Annotated in this window: 14 protein-coding genes; 7 read left to right on the top strand and 7 right to left on the bottom strand. The window is 45.1% G+C overall.

What is annotated here, in order from left to right; translation table 11 throughout:
- The first annotated feature begins 113 nt into the window (after positions 1-113).
- Positions 114-1877, top strand: a complete 1764-nt coding sequence (locus tag Q369_RS0117120) for a response regulator (protein ID WP_051664107.1) — start codon at positions 114-116, stop codon at positions 1875-1877.
- A gap of 5 nt (positions 1878-1882) precedes the next feature.
- On the opposite strand, the gene Q369_RS0117115 is transcribed toward Q369_RS0117120, so the two are convergent.
- Positions 1883-2881: a polysaccharide deacetylase family protein gene (locus Q369_RS0117115; protein ID WP_031529008.1), complete on the bottom strand. Its 999-nt coding sequence runs from the start codon at positions 2879-2881 to the stop codon at positions 1883-1885.
- Between the two features lie 152 nt (positions 2882-3033).
- Positions 3034-4797 carry a DUF4153 domain-containing protein gene (locus Q369_RS0117110; protein ID WP_051664106.1) on the bottom strand — a complete coding sequence of 588 codons (1764 nt, stop codon included), beginning with the start codon at positions 4795-4797 and terminating at the stop codon, positions 3034-3036.
- A 130-nt stretch (positions 4798-4927) separates the two neighbouring features.
- Between Q369_RS0117110 and Q369_RS0117105 the strand changes: the two genes are divergently transcribed.
- Complete coding sequence (locus Q369_RS0117105) at positions 4928-5908, top strand: hypothetical protein (RefSeq protein ID WP_031529006.1); 981 nt, start codon at positions 4928-4930, stop codon at positions 5906-5908.
- A 21-nt stretch (positions 5909-5929) separates the two neighbouring features.
- Here the strand turns inward: Q369_RS0117105 and Q369_RS0117100 are convergent, their stop codons facing one another.
- The 3 genes from Q369_RS0117100 to Q369_RS0117090 are packed head-to-tail and all read right to left on the bottom strand — an operon-like array spanning position 5930 to position 8631.
- Complete coding sequence (locus tag Q369_RS0117100; protein ID WP_031529005.1) at positions 5930-6913, bottom strand: bifunctional heptose 7-phosphate kinase/heptose 1-phosphate adenyltransferase; 984 nt, start codon at positions 6911-6913, stop codon at positions 5930-5932.
- A gap of 45 nt (positions 6914-6958) precedes the next feature.
- Positions 6959-7387, bottom strand: coding sequence for a GNAT family N-acetyltransferase (locus Q369_RS0117095; protein ID WP_229206874.1), 429 nt, complete (start codon positions 7385-7387; stop codon positions 6959-6961).
- Entirely contained in the window at positions 7384-8631 is a 1248-nt protein-coding gene (locus Q369_RS0117090; RefSeq protein ID WP_031529003.1) for a bifunctional 3,4-dihydroxy-2-butanone-4-phosphate synthase/GTP cyclohydrolase II, read from the bottom strand. Before Q369_RS0117090 ends, Q369_RS0117095 begins: the two co-directional genes overlap by 4 nt.
- Positions 8632-8807: 176 nt before the next feature.
- On the opposite strand from Q369_RS0117090, the gene Q369_RS0117085 reads away from it, so the two are divergent.
- The 4 genes from Q369_RS0117085 to Q369_RS0117070 all read left to right on the top strand — a co-directional run bounded on the left by Q369_RS0117085 (position 8808) and on the right by Q369_RS0117070 (position 14275).
- Positions 8808-10748 carry a T9SS type B sorting domain-containing protein gene (locus Q369_RS0117085; RefSeq protein ID WP_084165771.1) on the top strand — a complete coding sequence of 647 codons (1941 nt, stop codon included), beginning with the start codon at positions 8808-8810 and terminating at the stop codon, positions 10746-10748.
- 169 nt (positions 10749-10917) lie between these two features.
- Positions 10918-12840: a T9SS type B sorting domain-containing protein gene (locus Q369_RS0117080; RefSeq protein WP_084165770.1), complete on the top strand. Its 1923-nt coding sequence runs from the start codon at positions 10918-10920 to the stop codon at positions 12838-12840.
- Positions 12841-12888: 48 nt separating this feature from the next.
- On the top strand, positions 12889-13236 hold the full coding sequence (locus Q369_RS0117075) for a YbaB/EbfC family nucleoid-associated protein (RefSeq protein WP_031529000.1): 348 nt from the start codon (positions 12889-12891) through the stop codon (positions 13234-13236).
- 10 nt (positions 13237-13246) lie between these two features.
- Positions 13247-14275 carry a glycosyltransferase family 2 protein gene (locus tag Q369_RS0117070; RefSeq protein WP_031528999.1) on the top strand — a complete coding sequence of 343 codons (1029 nt, stop codon included), beginning with the start codon at positions 13247-13249 and terminating at the stop codon, positions 14273-14275.
- Here the strand turns inward: Q369_RS0117070 and Q369_RS0117065 are convergent.
- The gene (locus Q369_RS0117065; RefSeq protein ID WP_031528998.1) at positions 14256-14477 is read right to left on the bottom strand and encodes a PspC domain-containing protein; all 222 of its coding nucleotides are present in this window, start codon (positions 14475-14477) and stop codon (positions 14256-14258) included. The two genes, Q369_RS0117070 and Q369_RS0117065, sit on opposite strands and share 20 nt — an antisense overlap.
- Positions 14478-14823: 346 nt before the next feature.
- On the opposite strand from Q369_RS0117065, the gene Q369_RS0117060 reads away from it, so the two are divergent.
- Positions 14824-15018 (top strand): cold-shock protein, encoded by a 195-nt coding sequence (locus Q369_RS0117060; protein ID WP_026629450.1) that lies wholly within the window; start codon positions 14824-14826, stop codon positions 15016-15018.
- 63 nt (positions 15019-15081) lie between these two features.
- On the opposite strand, the gene lysS is transcribed toward Q369_RS0117060, so the two are convergent.
- Complete coding sequence (lysS, locus tag Q369_RS0117055) at positions 15082-16797, bottom strand: lysine--tRNA ligase (protein WP_031528997.1); 1716 nt, start codon at positions 16795-16797, stop codon at positions 15082-15084.
- Positions 16798-16923 lie beyond the last annotated feature (126 nt).

Below are 16923 nucleotides of genomic sequence, written 5' to 3'. Positions count from 1 at the left end.
ATTATTGGAATGTAGGGTATTCAAGAAATTGAATGCCCTATTTTTTTAATCATTTTGTAAATTTGGCTGTAAGACCTTCTGCATAATTATCTCAGCGTTTAAAATCGTAAGTCTTGAAAAGCGCCATTTACACAGGTGATTTCGACATATTGTGGAAAAGGGAACGCGAAATTAAGTCCCGCTGGGGAAACCTGATCTTCTGCACGGCATTCCTGCTGGGTTATCCGGCGACCTCCCTGCTTTATCTTTTACGGAACAACCCGGCATTTGCCGACATACTAGCCGCTGAAATCGTTTTCAGCAGTGTTGCACTGATACTGCTGTTGCTGCATTTCACCGGAAAAATTTCCAGCCAGAGCTCTTCATTTCTTACCTATCTGGCCCTGATACCTGTTCACGCGTACATTCTTGCAACAGTTCCCCACGATTACTACGGACGCGCCACATTCAACATGACGCTTGCGCTGGTATTTACATTCATCGTAGTGCGCTGGCCGGTTTGGAAGGCGGTTGTAGTTACGATACTCATTTCCCTCACCTTCCCTATTGCGTTGTATTGGGGGCACCCGGGCGTTTTTTATCAATTTTTGCGGGAAGGCGGCTTATTCTTCTTTATGGGACAGCTGCTTTTTCCATTTGTAATGCTGCGGAATGAGAAGAGAGACAAGCGTGAGTTCTTCTACCGGTATACCCTGGCCGCGCAAAATGAAAATCTTGAAAAGCAAAAGCAGATCGCGGAGCATGCGACGATCGCAAAATCAGAGTTCCTTTCCACAATGAGCCACGAGATCCGGACTCCGTTGAATGGGATCGTAGGTATTGTCCATTTGTTACAGGAAAATAAAGCCAGGGACAGCCAGGAGCAGGAGCTGATTGAAACTTTGAAATTTTCGGCTGCGCATTTAATGGCGGTGGTGAATGAAATTCTTGACTTCAACAAAATCAATTCGAACCACGTGAAGCTGCACGCGGAAAGCTTTGATCCCGAAGTACTTTTCAAAAATCTTTATAACACATTTGTTCCGAAAGCCAGAGAGAAGAATCTGGAACTACTGTTTGATATCCCCGACAACCTGCCTCAGCTGACGGCCGACCAAACCAGGCTAAGCCAGGTAATTACCAACCTGGTACACAATGCAATTAAATTTACTGACAAAGGATTTGTCCGGTTTTCAGTTATAGAAATTAGCCGGACTGACTCCATTATTACGCTCGGATTCAAAGTTGCAGACAGCGGGATTGGCATATCAGAATCGCAGCAGTCGAATGTATTTCAGATTTTCACACAGGTAAAAAGTCGGGTAAAGAGGCAGGATAGCGGTACCGGGTTGGGATTGGCCATTTCAAGGGAGCTTGTGCGCCTGTTTGGCGGAGATATCAAGCTGGAAAGCCGGCTGGGCAGCGGCTCTGCGTTTTCCTTTCAAATCGAGCTGCCATATTCTTCCAAACAATCTTCTGAAGAAGCAGTTGACAAGGTACCAGTCACCGACTTTAATACCAATACACGAATATTGCTGGTCGACGATAATGCAACTAACCTGATGCTTGCGACCCGGCTTCTGGAAAGAAAGGAAATCCCGTTTGACTTGGCGGCAAACGGGAAAGAGGCGGTTGATTTATATATCCAAAAGCGTCATGACTTGATCTTTATGGATCTTAGAATGCCAGTTATGGATGGTTTTGAGGCAACGAAGCTAATCCGGGCGCTAAGTGCCAATGTGCCGATAATAGCTTTAACAGCTTCTGCATTCGAAGATGAACGTGAACGCGCATTGGCCAGCGGGTTCAGCGATTATTTAGTTAAGCCGTTTCTACCCGCTGATTTTTACAAAATTATCGCCCTACACAACGGGGTTGAGAATGGCGGTTTGTCATAACAGACTCACTTTACCTTTTGTCGCCGCTGCATTGCTTCGCGCCAGGTTGTCAGTATGATACCTTCTTTTTCAATGTACTTTTTTAGTTCAGGATCGATCATCGCGAGGAAATCGCCTTCCCGTGTTGGCCAGGAGTCTGATATTTTTGGAAATACTTCCGTGTGAATGGTACAATGCATGATTACCATCGTAAGTCCCGGTTTTAATTTGCCGAAAGCTTCGATGTACTTTGCCGTTTTATATTGCTGCATTGCTTTCTCCGAAGTATCACCGTTTTCAGGACCTTTCCAGCCGTAGCTGCTATTTTCCAGATCGTCCAAAACAGGCAATCCTGCATTCCAGAGTTGCTGTCCCACTTTCTGGGTCATCTCGAATTGTTCAGAAATCATTTTTTCCTCGGCACGAATTGCGGTATTGTGCCCGCCGGGGAACATGACCGGGATTTTTTCCTGCATGCCTACTTTCAGATATCTCTCCATAAATTCGGGCGTGGCAAACAATGTTCCCATATGTGAATCCAAATGCGTAGGTTCAAATCCCATTGCTCTGGCGCGGTCGAGCTGGGCGCGGATTTCCTGCTCTACTTCGTCAGGTGAAGCATTCTTTACTACCTCCGCGACACTGCGCCACAATGCGCCCTCTGGATCTGTTAACCCTTTTACCTGCTGTTTACCAGCCAAAGGTCCCCAGCGATAATCTTTCCATTCAGAAGTCAGGGTCAAATGCAACCCGGCGTCGAGGTCTCTATTTTCTTTCCAATAGTTAACAAAACCAGGTACCCAGCCGCACGGCATCATCACGCTCAGCGAATTGGCGACACCTTCCCGGATTGCGCGGATCGCGCCCTGGTTCGACTCGTAACTCATTCCTACATCGTCGACGTGGATAATCAGCACCTTTTTACCTTTGGGATAGCCCAGCTTTTCAGCATAAGTCTGCCCGGCACTTTGAGAAAAGGCTACTGTTGAGAAGCAGATCATGATCAGGAGCAGTGTTACGTTCATCATGCATTTTGGTTAAGTTTACGACTAACAACCTTACATGCCATGAAGAATTATGTACTAGTGATTCTACTGTTTTTATTGCCTGCGCGGACTTTGGAAATCAGTTGCGTTGATTTTGAGAGCAAACTAAAATAGGGAAGGGGTTCAGATAACTACCTGAACAACACTATGCCTTCACCATAATAATAGTCTGTGCCATTGTTGATGGAAGAAAAAACAATTGCAACATCGTCAGTAGCAGTGGTGTACCTGATCATCATTTCGCTGGCCGGTACCGAATCGAAGTGATTAGCGTAGGCAGATTTCAACGTCCGTATCTTTTCAGATAGATCCCAGGTGTGGAGCTTGCTGTCATTTTTATATAAATTGATAAATCTTCCATTCGCCGTAACGTCAAGTTTGTAGGGACCGGATCTTAAATGCGTTGATTGGTTTAACTGAAAGTATTTAAGTTGATTGAAGCCCGAGATCGATATAGTAGCATCCGCATTTTCGAGGGATCTTGATGAAAAATTAGCGTAGTTTCCATACCGTCCTGAGTTATCGGGCTTGTTTACGACGTGCTCTGCCAGTGTCTGCCTCATTTCTTCATAGTGTTGATAACCAGTTTCGTACTTCTTTTTCAACCCAGGAAAATACTGGTCCAGCCCTTTCTGTTCTCGTGTGTTGAAGAACTGAATGATCGATTCCAGTTGCCTGTAATCCGCGGTTGGCACCGACACTTTCCCTGTAATATGTCCATTTGCATCAAGCATTTTATTCTCTTTGAGGATTTTATCAAAAGTGCGGAGCTGGCTATTTCTCGCGACAACAAAGATGTTCCACGGCCCGATTGCCAGTAACAATGCAATCGCCGAAAGCGAGCCTGGTATCCACCTGATATCCGCCTTTTTATTCACCAGAAAATAGAGAGTGGTCCCCGCCAGCCAAACTGCCAGAATTGCTATGATGTACCTGTTTTCAGTGACGCCATAATCATTGATTCTTCTGAAAATACCTATGAAAAGCAGTACGATGAGCGGGAGCAGGGCAAGGTAAAATCGTTTGGAAAATAGCCTGACCCATTTTTCCCGGATCGATTCCCGCAGAGGATGAAGCAGCAGCAATGCGAGGATCCCTGCAATTGAGAACGCCATTACGAGGTAGGCAACTCCGCCGTCGGGCAGTTTCCATTGGAAGAGGATTTTGAAAGTGTAGGCGTACAGAATAATCATGTAAACCACTTCCAGCGGCAATAAAACGTATTGTGTGAATATTTTCAGCCCGGTCGGGTAAGCCGTTTCCTGATTCAGTTTATTCAGATTTGCAGGGATCTTGCTTAGGAGGAACAGGGTATGGAAGACTACCGCGATTAACACAAAGAGGTCACCTTCTATCTGAATGAGATAGGTAATATTGAAGAGGTATTCGACTGTTTTTACAGCAATCAGCAGCCCGATGTACAAGGTCACTGCGTACAATGTAGCATTAAGAAATTGGAGAAACAGTGTCTTGTTAAACTGCCAGAAGCCGTTTGACTGGCCTGAACCTACGAATGGGGCGTACGCAACGAACAAGTGGGACGCAACCATGAAAAGCATGAATCTGTAAAAATCAGCGGGGGAGGTTTTGTCTGGGAGTGTAAAGAAATAAAGCGTGAGGACCGTTGAAAGCAGCAGATTGGTTCCGATACGAAAAGCAGGCTTCCATTTTTTCCTTTCTGAAATCAGCTGAATGGCAATCATCAGCGGGGTGGCGACGAAAAGCGGATAAGCCAGTCGGGTCATCAGATTTATTTCCTCTTCATTGCCCCTGGCTTCAATATGTCTCCACAACACAGCTGCTTTACAGATCGCAACTGCTACCACCCATGGGAAACGTCTGACGGTATTGGTAAGTTGTTCACTGACAATGTGAATGGAAGGTAGCTTGATCATGGCTTGATGAAAATTGATTCGGGAATGCATTATAAACACGCGTCAAATTACCCTTCCGCAAGTGCAAACACAATACCCTATTTTACTTTCGCGTTATCTGCGAGGTTAACGCACCCCCTAAATTTGCTTTATGATCAATATCCGGTACCTCTTGGCTTGTCTTTTATTTATGACAATCAATGCTGCCAATGCCCAGCATTTTGCATTAAGCCGGCTCTTTTATCCAAATCTTACATTGAAAGCAGATTACTACGTGCCTTCGAGCCTGGACGGGGTGCAGGATTATGGAATGTCACGAACGGGATTTTTGGGCGTTATACCATTGCAAAGTGAAGTGCAACTGGGATTTAGTTTGAGGAAAAAGTTTGATCTGCGTGCGGTACATACCGTTGCTATCGCGCAGTATACCCAGATTCAGCCGACTATCGACAGCAAGAATGTTCCTGGAAACGGGTATAAGACACTCTCACTCGGTGTGATCAGGTTGCAGGCCAGCATTAAAGATCGGCTTTGGGCGTATGGAGGAGGTTTGGGGATGACGGAAACCAATGAGACGTTCTTCAGTCCGCAGCCATTTTTCTGGGGAGGCGCTGCCCGTATGCATATCCTCGGCCTGCGAACGCAGATTGCTTACGGATCTGTTATTGCTTACAACCAGAAATTGCGCTTTGTGCCTGTTTTTGGGGTTAACAAAGGTTTGGGAAAACATTGGCGGGCTTCTGCATTACTGCCTTTTGTGGCTAACGTAAATTATAAAGCGACGAAATGGTTTAATGTAGATATGTTTGGCGGGCTGAATGGTTACAGCGGTGGTTTCCAGTTTCAGACACCGGAAGAGAAAACCCTCAGAAGAGAGAATTACCGCCATATCAAGATTGGAATGTCGGCCAATACGCACCTTTTCAGCGTAATCAATGTCTCGCTTGAAGCCGGCGTTACTACCTTCCGGCAGCTTCGGACATTTAACAGCGCACGGGAAAACCTGACTTCTTACACGCCCGCAACCACGCCTTACATTGGCGCGAGTGTGCGCTACATTACCAGCCGGTCGAGCCTTTCTTCCAAGTTTATCAAAAAGATGGGATTGGGGCAGACGGGCATTAACTGGTAATCAGGGAAGAAGTTTGAGGTATTAAGCGAGATCCAACTTTTCTGCCTCCGCTTTCAGCAGGTTTTTGTCAATGGGAACTACGCCTACCATTTCGCAAACCAAGCCACCACCCAGGTTTGAAATTGCAGCAATTGACTTTGGCGGCAAGCCCAATGCCACGCAGCAGGCGGCAATGCTGATCACAGTGTCACCGGCACCGGAAACATCGGCAATGTGGCGGATGTGCGCAGGCAGTTTGTGTGTTTCTCCATTCAGGTCAATAAAAACGCCGCGCTCGGAAAGTGTGATCAATGCTCCTTTTACATTCAAAGTTTCTTTCAGCTGCTCCACTGTCGCGCGAAGCTCTTCCGGTTTGTCCACATTGAATTCGACTTTCAGACCTTCCCTAAGCTCTTTCAAATTTGGCTTGAAGAGCGTGGTGTGGTTATAGGATAGGAAATTGCGTTTTTTTGGATCAACAACCGTGGGAATGTTAAGAGAATTAGCAAATGCAGTAATTTCTCCGATTGACTCAGCAGTGAGAACACCTTTATCGTAATCCTCAAAAATGATGACGTTACAACTCGGGATCAGCTCTTTCGCTTTTTCCACCAATTGCTGCGTCTCGCTCTTTGAAATGGGCCGATCTGTTTCGGTATCGATGCGAACTACCTGCTGTGAGCCTGCAATAATGCGTTCTTTGATCGTCGTAATACGCGCGTCGCTGCGGATCAGACCTTCACAATTCAAGCCTTTTTCTTTCAGACTATTTTCAAGCAAATCTCCGGAGCTATCAGCACCAATTACAGAGCAGACAATCGCTTCCGCACCGAGTGATTGTACATTCAAAAGTACATTGCCGGCTCCTCCGAGGCGGTATTCGCGTCTTTGCACAGTAACAACCGGCACGGGCGCCTCTGGTGAAATTCTGTCCACTTTTCCCCAGACATAAGAGTCCAGCATAACATCGCCGATCACCAATACACGCAGGGAATCGAATGCTTCAAAGATCTGATTAATGTTCATTTGTAAAAATATGCTCCCTTGATCCACTGTGGCTTTTGGTGATCATCACACTTTGGCTACAAAATGGAGGCTGGTAATTTGAAATCTTTTATTGAGATAGAGCCTGTGTGCGTCTGATCTTGTTTCTGACACACCCGAATCAAGGTGTACCTGGTCAAAATTGCCGGTTCTGGCATAGTCCATGATCCAGTCGAGCAGCATTCCCGCACAGCCTTTTCCCCGATGCGCGGGTAATGTCGACAGGTCGTCTATATAAATGTATTTTCCCCTGAACAGATTATAGCCTGTTTCGAAAACGGCTACGGCAGCGGCTTCGTTTTCTGTTTCTGCAAAAATGATTTTCCGGTTGTCTGCAAGTGTTTTTACAACCTCCGAAAGATACATTTCATCCGACAAACCAGGTCTCAGTGCCTGTATAGCGCTGCGACATTTAAGGATATCGGCTCCCGTTTCAGCGGTCCTGATGGTTATCATCCTTTGTTAACGGGAATTGTAAGATTACTCAGGTTGTGACCCATTTTATCCCTTTTCGTTAAAAGGTACCTTTCATTAAATGGATTCGCAGGAATTTCAACCGCTACGGAATCGACAATTTCCAGTCCGTACCCGATCAGGCCAGCGCGTTTTTTGGGGTTGTTTGATATTAATTTGATCTTGGTAACATCCAGGTCACGCAGGATCTGGGCACCTACGCCGTAGTCCCGGTCATCCATTGGAAAGCCGAGTTCGAGGTTGGCCTCTACGGTATCGCGGCCCATTTCCTGTAATTTATATGCGCGGAGTTTATTCAGGAGCCCGATTCCACGTCCTTCCTGGTTCATATAAACAATGACACCTTTGCCGGCTTTGTCAACCATTTCCATTGCTGCATGCAGCTGCGGCCCGCAGTCGCACCGGCACGAACCAAAAATATCTCCCGTGACACAGGAGGAATGGACGCGCACTAATATAGGTTCATCTTTTTCCCAGGTACCTTTTACCAGTGCCAAATGAAGGTCGCCGGTATTGATCTGGCGGTAAGCTATCAGGTCGAAATGGCCCCAGTTAGTAGGCATATCTACCCCGATTTCGCGTTTAATCAACGACTCTTCGCGTAGGCGGTATTCGATCAGATCCTTGATACTTACCAGTTTAAGATTAAACTTGTTGGCAATTTCGCGCAACTGAGGCAGGCGCGCCATAGAACCGTCTTCATTTAATATCTCAACCAAAACACCGGCGGGAGACAATCCTGCCAGTCTTGGGAAGTCAATGGCAGCTTCTGTATGTCCTGTTCTCCGGAGTACCCCGCCTTTTTTTGCCCGCAAAGGAAAAATATGTCCTGGCCTGCCCAAATCTTCCGGTTTGGTCTCCGGATTTACGAGCGCCTGAATGGTTTTGGCACGGTCGCTTGCAGAGATTCCGGTGGTACAACCGTTACCTAAAAGGTCGACGGAAACGGTGAATGCGGTTTCGTGCAGCGCCGTATTGTTGCCGACCATCATTTCAAGTTCTAGCTCGGAGCAGCGTTCTTCTGTGATTGGAACGCAAATCAGTCCACGGCCTTCGCGTGCCATGAAGTTGACGATTTCAGGGGTAACCAGCTCGGCAGCGCAAATAAAATCACCTTCATTCTCACGATCCTCATCGTCCACCACAATGATCAATTCACCTCTTTTGACAGCCGCAATGGCATCTTCTATGGAATCCAACTTAATCGGATTGTTAGTGCTATTCATTAATCGGGTTGATGAAAAATAGTTTTAAACCAAAACTCGTTTTTACCGTACAAAGGTATATTGTTAATATCGAAAGTTCTATTTTTGAACTTGGTCGAATGATTAACAATGGATTTATCTTAACCGTTTCAAAGTTTAGATCAAGACGACTTATCCGGGGACATTTCTACTCATCTATGAATTTCAGGCAGTTGATCGCATTTGTGCTGGGCTTGTTTCTGGCTCCGTCCTACCAGGTTTCAGGTCAGAGCTTTTGCGGGAATACCGGCGGTTTTTCGATCACACCTTCCGAAGGTTGTGCACCGCTGACAGTCACACTGAAAAATAAGGTGGCGAAGGCTGAGAATGTTACCTACGCTTACAACTTTGATCGTGCCCAAACTTCTGCTCCGGGCCAATCAGAATCGACATCGGATTCGACTTACACTTACAATCTACCTGGTACTTACACGATTTTGCAATATGGAAGCGCAAATGGAACGGGATTCAGTCAATGTGCAGATGTAGTTGTCAAAGAAACGCGTGCACCCAATGCAGAATTGATCCGATGCACAAACGGAAAAGTGAGATTGACGCTCATTGATGACAGCATTTCAAATGCTTACGATGCAATTATAGTCGACTGGGGTGATGGTTCTAGCCAGAGTTTGAGTCCAAAAAGCAGCAGTTTGTACCTAGATCATAACTATGCATCTAATTCCACGCGGCCTATTACATTAAAGGGAAGCTATCGGAACGCAGATTGTCAGCAGAAAATGGGCGTAAAAACTTTAACAGGCACTACTCCGCAGCCTTTGGCACGAATTCAAATTAAAAGCGTGGAAATGCTGGAATCCGGCGAGGCGAGAATTTTATTCGAGGGAATGGAGGGAATAAACACGGAGGTTTTGATCGATCATGGTGACGGACAATTTATTTCGACCGGAAAAACCAGCCAGACGGGGGGAACGCAAGTGGCCACGATCTCGGGCTTGGATCCAAAGAAGTTGTATAGGTTCAAACTATCGTCGATGAACATTTGCGATGAACTGGTTAGCAGTCCTGTTGTGAGCAGTATGCAGATCCAGGAAGCAGCTCTGGCGCTGGATGAGATTATTTCCCTTTCCTGGCAAAATCTTCCGAACACGGAAAATCTGACGATGTATCAGCTGAAAAGGAATGGTTCAATCATTTTTTCATCAGCGACTGAACTTTCCTATTCGGATACAGACGTGACTTGCGGCAACACTTACAAATATGAAATAGTGGCCATTATTGAGAACGATATCCGCTCTTATTCCGCGCCGGTTACGCTGGAACCTAAGACTTCAGTTCCGGGTGTGATCAATCGGGCAAGTGTTACAGTTCAGGATAATAGGACAATCGCTACCCAGGTTGCATTGAGCGGTGAGGGACTTACCAGCTCTTACGACCTCGTTATCGAGCGTGCCTTGTTGGGGAGCAGCGCTTTTCAACAGGTATCAGCACCTAACAATCAAAGCTTGCAATTTTTTGATACCAATGTCGATCCTACGGCTGCATCTTATTGCTACCGTTTTCGATATGAGAATGCATGTAACCAGAAGTCGCCTGATTTCAGCAGCCCGGTTTGCTCCATTCTGCTATCGAGCAAAGCGCCCGAAATTGTCTGGAGTGCTGAATCGCCGTTTACGGAAGCGGTAAGCTCTTACGATTTGCATCAGCTGGACGAGCAAGGTAACATCCAGGCTATCATTTCTAAGGAGCTAAGTACTGCGCATATTCTGGATTTGTCAAAACAGTCATCGTACTCCTACCGCGTGGAGGCGCAGTCAGCAAATGGATCTATGACAAGCTACTCGAATATTCTCCAATTCAGAAGTGAACCGATCATACTGGTGCCGGATGCTTTTACGCCCAATGGAGATACTCACAATGAGCGTTTTGAGATTAAAGGTTACTTCATTTCCAAATTTGAAATGTCCATTTTTGATCGTTGGGGGGAAGTAGTTTATCATACCAGCGATTTGTCCGGAAGCTGGGATGGGAAAGTGAATAGCAAAGAGGCTGCTGGGGGGTATTACATCTACCAAATAAATGCAACCGACAATTCGGGGCAAAAATTAGAGCGAAAAGGTAGCTTTTTGTTGATTAGATAGGATTTTTCCAATCCATTGATTGTACGGATAATAGTTTGGAGTCTCTCCCGTTAAATATTTACGTAGATTGCGACCCTATTTTCAAAATCTCCCCGACACTTTTCAAAATTCCATATTGCTCAATGTTAAATTGACTGTCGTTAAAGCCGAAGCTTAATATTGCACACTTATGAAATTATTGCTACCTCTTCAATCGTTTTTATTTGTTCTTCTTTGTTTATTAAAGATTTCCGCAGATGCACAGGGGCTGTGTAATAATGGCGGTGGTGGATTTGATGTTAATATAACGGAAGGATGCGCGCCGTTTACAGTGCGCCTTAGCAATACCGTCTCTAATGCAATCTCGGTTTCATATAACGGTGCTTATGATGGACGTATCACAAACCTAGTTCTGCAAGATGTATCATCTATTACCTACCGTTTACGAGGGACCTTCACGCTATTACAGCAGGTAGTAACATCGAGCGGCATTGGATATGCCTGTAAAACGATCACCGTCTTCGAAAGCAGACCACTTACAGCAGCATACTCTTCTTGTGGAGGTGGAAAAATAACCCTTAGCTTAGCTGAGGATCAAGTTATTGGGGGTTATGATGAAGCCAGAATTGAATGGGGTGATGGGGAAACTTCAACCTGGAAAAAAGGAAGCAGCTACATTTTCGAGCATAATTACACTAACACAAGTACAAGTCCCACGGTAAAAGTAACCGGGGTGCATGTTGGCAAATCCTGTGCACAGGGCGCAACTGCCAGCATTCCGATATCCTTTCAGCAAGCTCAGCTGAATGATATTTCCATCAAGTCCGTGGAAATGCTTGGCGGCGGGATTCTGCGATTAAATTACCTTGGCGCAACCGCCATTCCTACCGAAATCAAATACAGTACTGACGGAAACACATTTGGCACAGCCGGGAAAAGATCTTCTGGCGGTTTGCAGCCTTTTGATATCAGCAACGTCAATGTAAACCAAAGCTACAAGGTCAAGCTTTCTTCTCAGGACCTTTGTCAGGGATTGACAGACAGCAAGGTTATTACCAGTATGACACTGGCAGGAAAGTCTGAGGATGGAAAAAATGTTTTGACATGGAACAAATATCCCACAGATGCAGACTTCGTCAGCTACGATCTTTTGCGGGACGGGACGGTGATCAAGAGCTTCAATTCAATTGACGAGATTACCTACACCGACGAAGATGTTGCATGCGGAAGTTATTCAGAATATCAGGTAATTGCCAAAATCAAAGATGTAACATCTACTTCTGCACCAGTGGGTGTTAAAACGGAGGTGTCTTCTGCAAGGCCAATATTGCAAGCTTCTGTTTCTGTTGCAGGGGATAATCGAGTATTTATAAAGGCTAGTGTACCGGGCGCAGGACCAAATAGTACTTATGATCTTTCCATTGAAAAAGCTGAATCCGGGACACCTACATTTCGCAAAATAATCACGCTTTACAATCAAAACGAGTACTTGGATCCTGACGTGAGGACTAGCGAGACTTCTTACTGCTATCGCTTCAACTATCAGAATTCCTGCGGGCAGAAACTTCCGGTGACTCAGCCCATTTGCACAATCCTGTTAAAGAAAAACCTGACTACCCTCAACTGGTCTCCAGAATCTCCTTTGCTTGAAGGTATTGATAATTATGAAGTGAGCCAGATCGCCTCCAGCGGTGCTACTAACATTCCAAATCAGCTTAAAACGAGCTACACTGTCCAGCTTAACTCTCAAAGCGATCTTGAATATAACTTCCAGGTCCGCGCTAACTCTGCCTCGGGGGATTTTGAGAGTTTGTCCAACATTATCAATTATCGCAGGAGCGCAGGTGTTTTTGTGCCAGATGCATTCAGCCCGAATGGAGACGGTTATAACGATGTGCTCGAAGCAAAGTCAACGCAGCTTCAATCCTTTGCATTTTCCGTGCTAAACAGGTGGGGTGAGGTGGTTTTCCATTCCGACGATATTGCAAAAGGTTGGGACGGGACCATCAATGGCGCAAATGCCCCGGTAGGATCCTACGTTTACAAAATGACTTTCGTAGACGACATCAACCAAACAGTTGAAAAAAGTGGTACTTTTATGCTTTTAAGGTAGAAATCTCCAAAGAAATTTGTAGAAGCTAACACTTAACGGTTTAAAGATATGTTTGGAAATATGGCAGACATGATGGGCCTGATGGGTAAAATGAAAGACCTGCAGTCCCGAATGAAAGAAGCTCAGGAACAGCTCATCACAATTACGGAAACAGCCGAGTCCGGTGGCGGATTGGTAAAAGCTACGGTAAATGGACAGAAGGCGCTGATTAGTCTCGATATAGATCAGGATCTGATTAAGCCCGAGGACAAGGAAATGCTGCAAGATCTAATTGTAGCGGCGGTGAACCGGGCTTTTGACAACATTGAACCCAAAATCAAGGCGCATTTACAAAAAGCAACTGATGGTGTGTTACCCAATATCCCAGGGCTGGATCTGAGTGGGTTCATGAAATAAAATCTTTTTAATGACCTCCTCTGTTGCGATCGTAATCCTGAATTACAACGGTAAATACTATCTTGAAAAGTTTCTCCCCAACATTGTCCGCTATTCAGTCGGTTACGACATCTGGATAGCGGACAATGCTTCTACTGACCATTCCATTGAATGGGTAAATGCAAACTTTCCAGAAATTAAAACATTAAGAATTGCCGCAAACAAGGGATATGCGGGAGGTTACAATGAAGCCCTCAGGCAAATCACTTCGGACTTCTACATACTGCTGAATTCGGACATTGAGGTAACTCCAAACTGGATTGCGCCGGTCATTGCCTTTATGGAAACCGACGCAAACATCGCGGCCTGTCAGCCTAAGATTCTGGCTTACGATCTGCCTACGCACTTTGAATACGCCGGAGCAGCGGGCGGGTTTATGGATTACCTGGGCTATCCTTTTTGCAGAGGACGGATTTTTGATACCCGTGATCAGGATAATGGGCAGTATGATGACGAAAAGGATGTATTCTGGGCAACCGGTGCCTGCCTGTTTATGCGTGCCAGCGCATTTCACAAGGTAAATGGGTTCGATGAATCGTTTTTCGCCCACATGGAGGAAATTGACCTGTGCTGGCGGCTGCTGAACATGCAGTATCGGGTTACCTATTGTGGAAAGTCAGTTGTTTATCACGTAGGCGGTGGTACTTTGCACAAATCCAACCCGCGGAAAACTTTCCTGAATTATCGTAACAACCTGATCATGCTTTTCAAAAACCTGCCGAAAGGAAGACGGTGGAAAACGGTGTTTATCAGGGTTGTACTTGACGGGATATCCAGTGTACGATTTATTGCAGCCGGGGCCTGGCCTGATGTATTTGCTATTATCCGGGCGCATTTTGCCTTTTACAAAATGATCCCCTCGCTTATCAAAGATGTACCGCGTACAACTTACAGGGCTCCGCTATATTCAAAGAGTATTGTTTGGGAATATTTCGTCCGCGGGAAACACCATTTTGATCAACTTTCGGGGATAAATCCGCCTACAGTTCCCAAATTGTAGGACTATTGCTCTTTCTCCAATGCTGCCGGATCTCCATCCAGAATGCAAGTACCAGATACAATATGATCGGTGAACCGAAAGTCATGAATGTAGCGTAGATGAAGTACTTTCTGATGCTGCTTGCAGGAAAATTAAGCTTTTCACCCAGCTTGGCACATACTCCAAATATTTGATCTTCAACGTAATACCGAAGTTTGTTCATGCCTTTCTCGAATTGTTAGTTCATAGTTACCAATTTTAGAGGGGATAAACAATCAACCTGACGGTTTTTTATCAAAGGAACGGTAAAGCAAAATACCGCTAAGTCGTTACTTTACAAATTCTTCTGGCAAATAAATTGTTTTACAAACAATTTTTGTTTCTTTGTGATTAAAGATTTTGTAAGTTGTTCATTATAATCAAGATGTCTTAACAAGAATTTCCAAAATTTCTTTTGTCGAAGGGTTGAGCCTCCCTCAATTATTTGGTGACGGCATTTTGAATATCCACTGAATCACGAATAAAATCCTTGTATTTTCACCTTATTTCAATTTTTTTATTTCAACATTATGCCAACAGGTACTGTAAAATTTTTCAATGAAGCTAAGGGATACGGCTTCATCGTTGAAGACGACACAAACAGAGACATCTTTGTCCATGTGACAGGATTGGGAGGACTTACTATCCGTGAAAATGACCAAGTTGAATACGAAGTCGTTGAAGGTAAAAAAGGACTTAATGCTGTACAGGTAAAAAAAATATAACTGTATTTTTTTTGCATGAAATGAAAAATGCCACTCCTGCGAGTGGCATTTTTCATTTTTGTTCTATTCAACCCAGGCTTTTACATCGTCAAGCTGAGGCATCTTTTCGTCTATTTTCAGCTTCTTTCGCATTCCGCCTAAATCATTGAAAATCTTGTTCGGATTAGCGGCTTTAAGTTGCTCAATGGTGAGAATATTCATTTTCTGCAAAGCAGGTATCCAGACTGCAGGTACGCCTGCATTTACATAATCCGTTTCCTTTGCCATTTCAGCTTTTTTCTCAGGCCGCATTTGCGGGAAAAAAATTACTTCCTGAATGCTCGAATTGTTTGTCAGCAGCATTGTAAGTCTGTCAATTCCAATTCCTATCCCTGACGTCGGCGGCATACCGTATTCAAGTGAGCGCAGGAAATCGTCGTCCATCTCCATTGCTTCCTCATCGCCTCGTTCTTTCAGTTTAAGCTGATCTTCAAATCTTTCACGCTGTTCCAGAGGATCATTCAGCTCAGAATATGCATTGGCTATCTCTCTTCCATTGACAAATAGCTCAAATCGCTCCACCATTCCTTTTTTCGTCCGGTGCTTTTTGGTAAGCGGCGACATTTCAACTGGATGGTCTGTGATGAAGGTAGGCTGAATAATGTGCTCTTCTACTTTCTCACCAAATATCTCGTCAATAAGCTTCCCTTTTCCCATGCTGTCGCTCACTTCCATTCCCCACTGCCTGCATTGCTCACGGATTGCTTCTTCATCAAGCGCGTCAACATTTAGACCGGTATATTGATGTATTGCATCGGTGATGCTCAATCTCCGGTAAGGTCCTGCAAAATCAAGCTCAACATCCCCAAACTTCGCCTTGGTGGTTCCATTGACCTGAATAGCCACTTTTTCAAGCAGCTCCTCCGTCATTTTCATCATCCAGATGTAATCTTTGTAAGCGACATACAATTCCACCGTTGTGAATTCAGGATTGTGCGTGCGGTCCATTCCTTCGTTACGGAAGAGCTTTCCAAACTCGTACACACCATCAAATCCACCTACAATCAACCTTTTAAGGTGGAGCTCGGTAGCGATACGCAGGTATAGTCCAAGATCCAATGCATTGTGGTGCGTGGTAAATGGACGAGCCGCGGCACCACCGTGAATGGATTGCAGTACCGGTGTCTCTACTTCCAGCCAGCCATTTGAGTCAAAATAAGACCGCATTGTGGTAATGATCCGGGCGCGTTTTACGAAAATATCGCGTACCTCAGGATTCACGATCAAATCCACATAGCGTTGACGATATCTTAACTCAGGATCCGTAAATCCGTCGTAAATATTGCCTTCTTCATCGCGCTTCACAACCGGTAGCGGGCGAAGGGATTTGTTCAAAATTTTAAACTCCTGAACATGGACCGAAATCTCACCCGTTTGTGTGGTGAATACAAATCCGGTAACTCCAATGATATCACCAATGTCCAGCAGTTTTTTGAAAACCGTATTGTACAAGGTCTTATCCTCTCCCGGACAAAGATCATCCCTTCTGAAATACAGTTGAATGCGACCCGTGCTGTCCTGAAACTCGGCAAATGCAGCACTTCCCATGATGCGGAAACCCATGAGCCGGCCAGCCATAGCCACATGTTTATAGTCGATCTTATTGTTCTCGTAATTTTTGAGGATATCCCCTGCGTATGTGTTTACCACAAACTCCTCAACCGGGTAGGGTTCAATTCCCAGCTTTATCAATTCTTCGCGCTTTTGGCGGCGCAATATTTCCTGTTCGCTTAGTAGCATTGTTGCTGCGATATGTGATTGACTATTTGAAACTGATCTCAGAAAGAGTCGGCAAAACTACGATTTTTTGCCTTGAATAGCGAAGATGAACCTTTAAGATACCTCACTTGGTTTGAGCAATATAGG

The sequence above is a fragment of the Dyadobacter crusticola DSM 16708 genome, from assembly GCF_000701505.1.
In the GTDB taxonomy this organism is placed as follows: domain Bacteria; phylum Bacteroidota; class Bacteroidia; order Cytophagales; family Spirosomataceae; genus Dyadobacter; species Dyadobacter crusticola.
The sequence above is the reverse complement of the archived record's forward strand: the minus strand, read 5'-3'. Positions and strand labels throughout refer to the sequence as shown.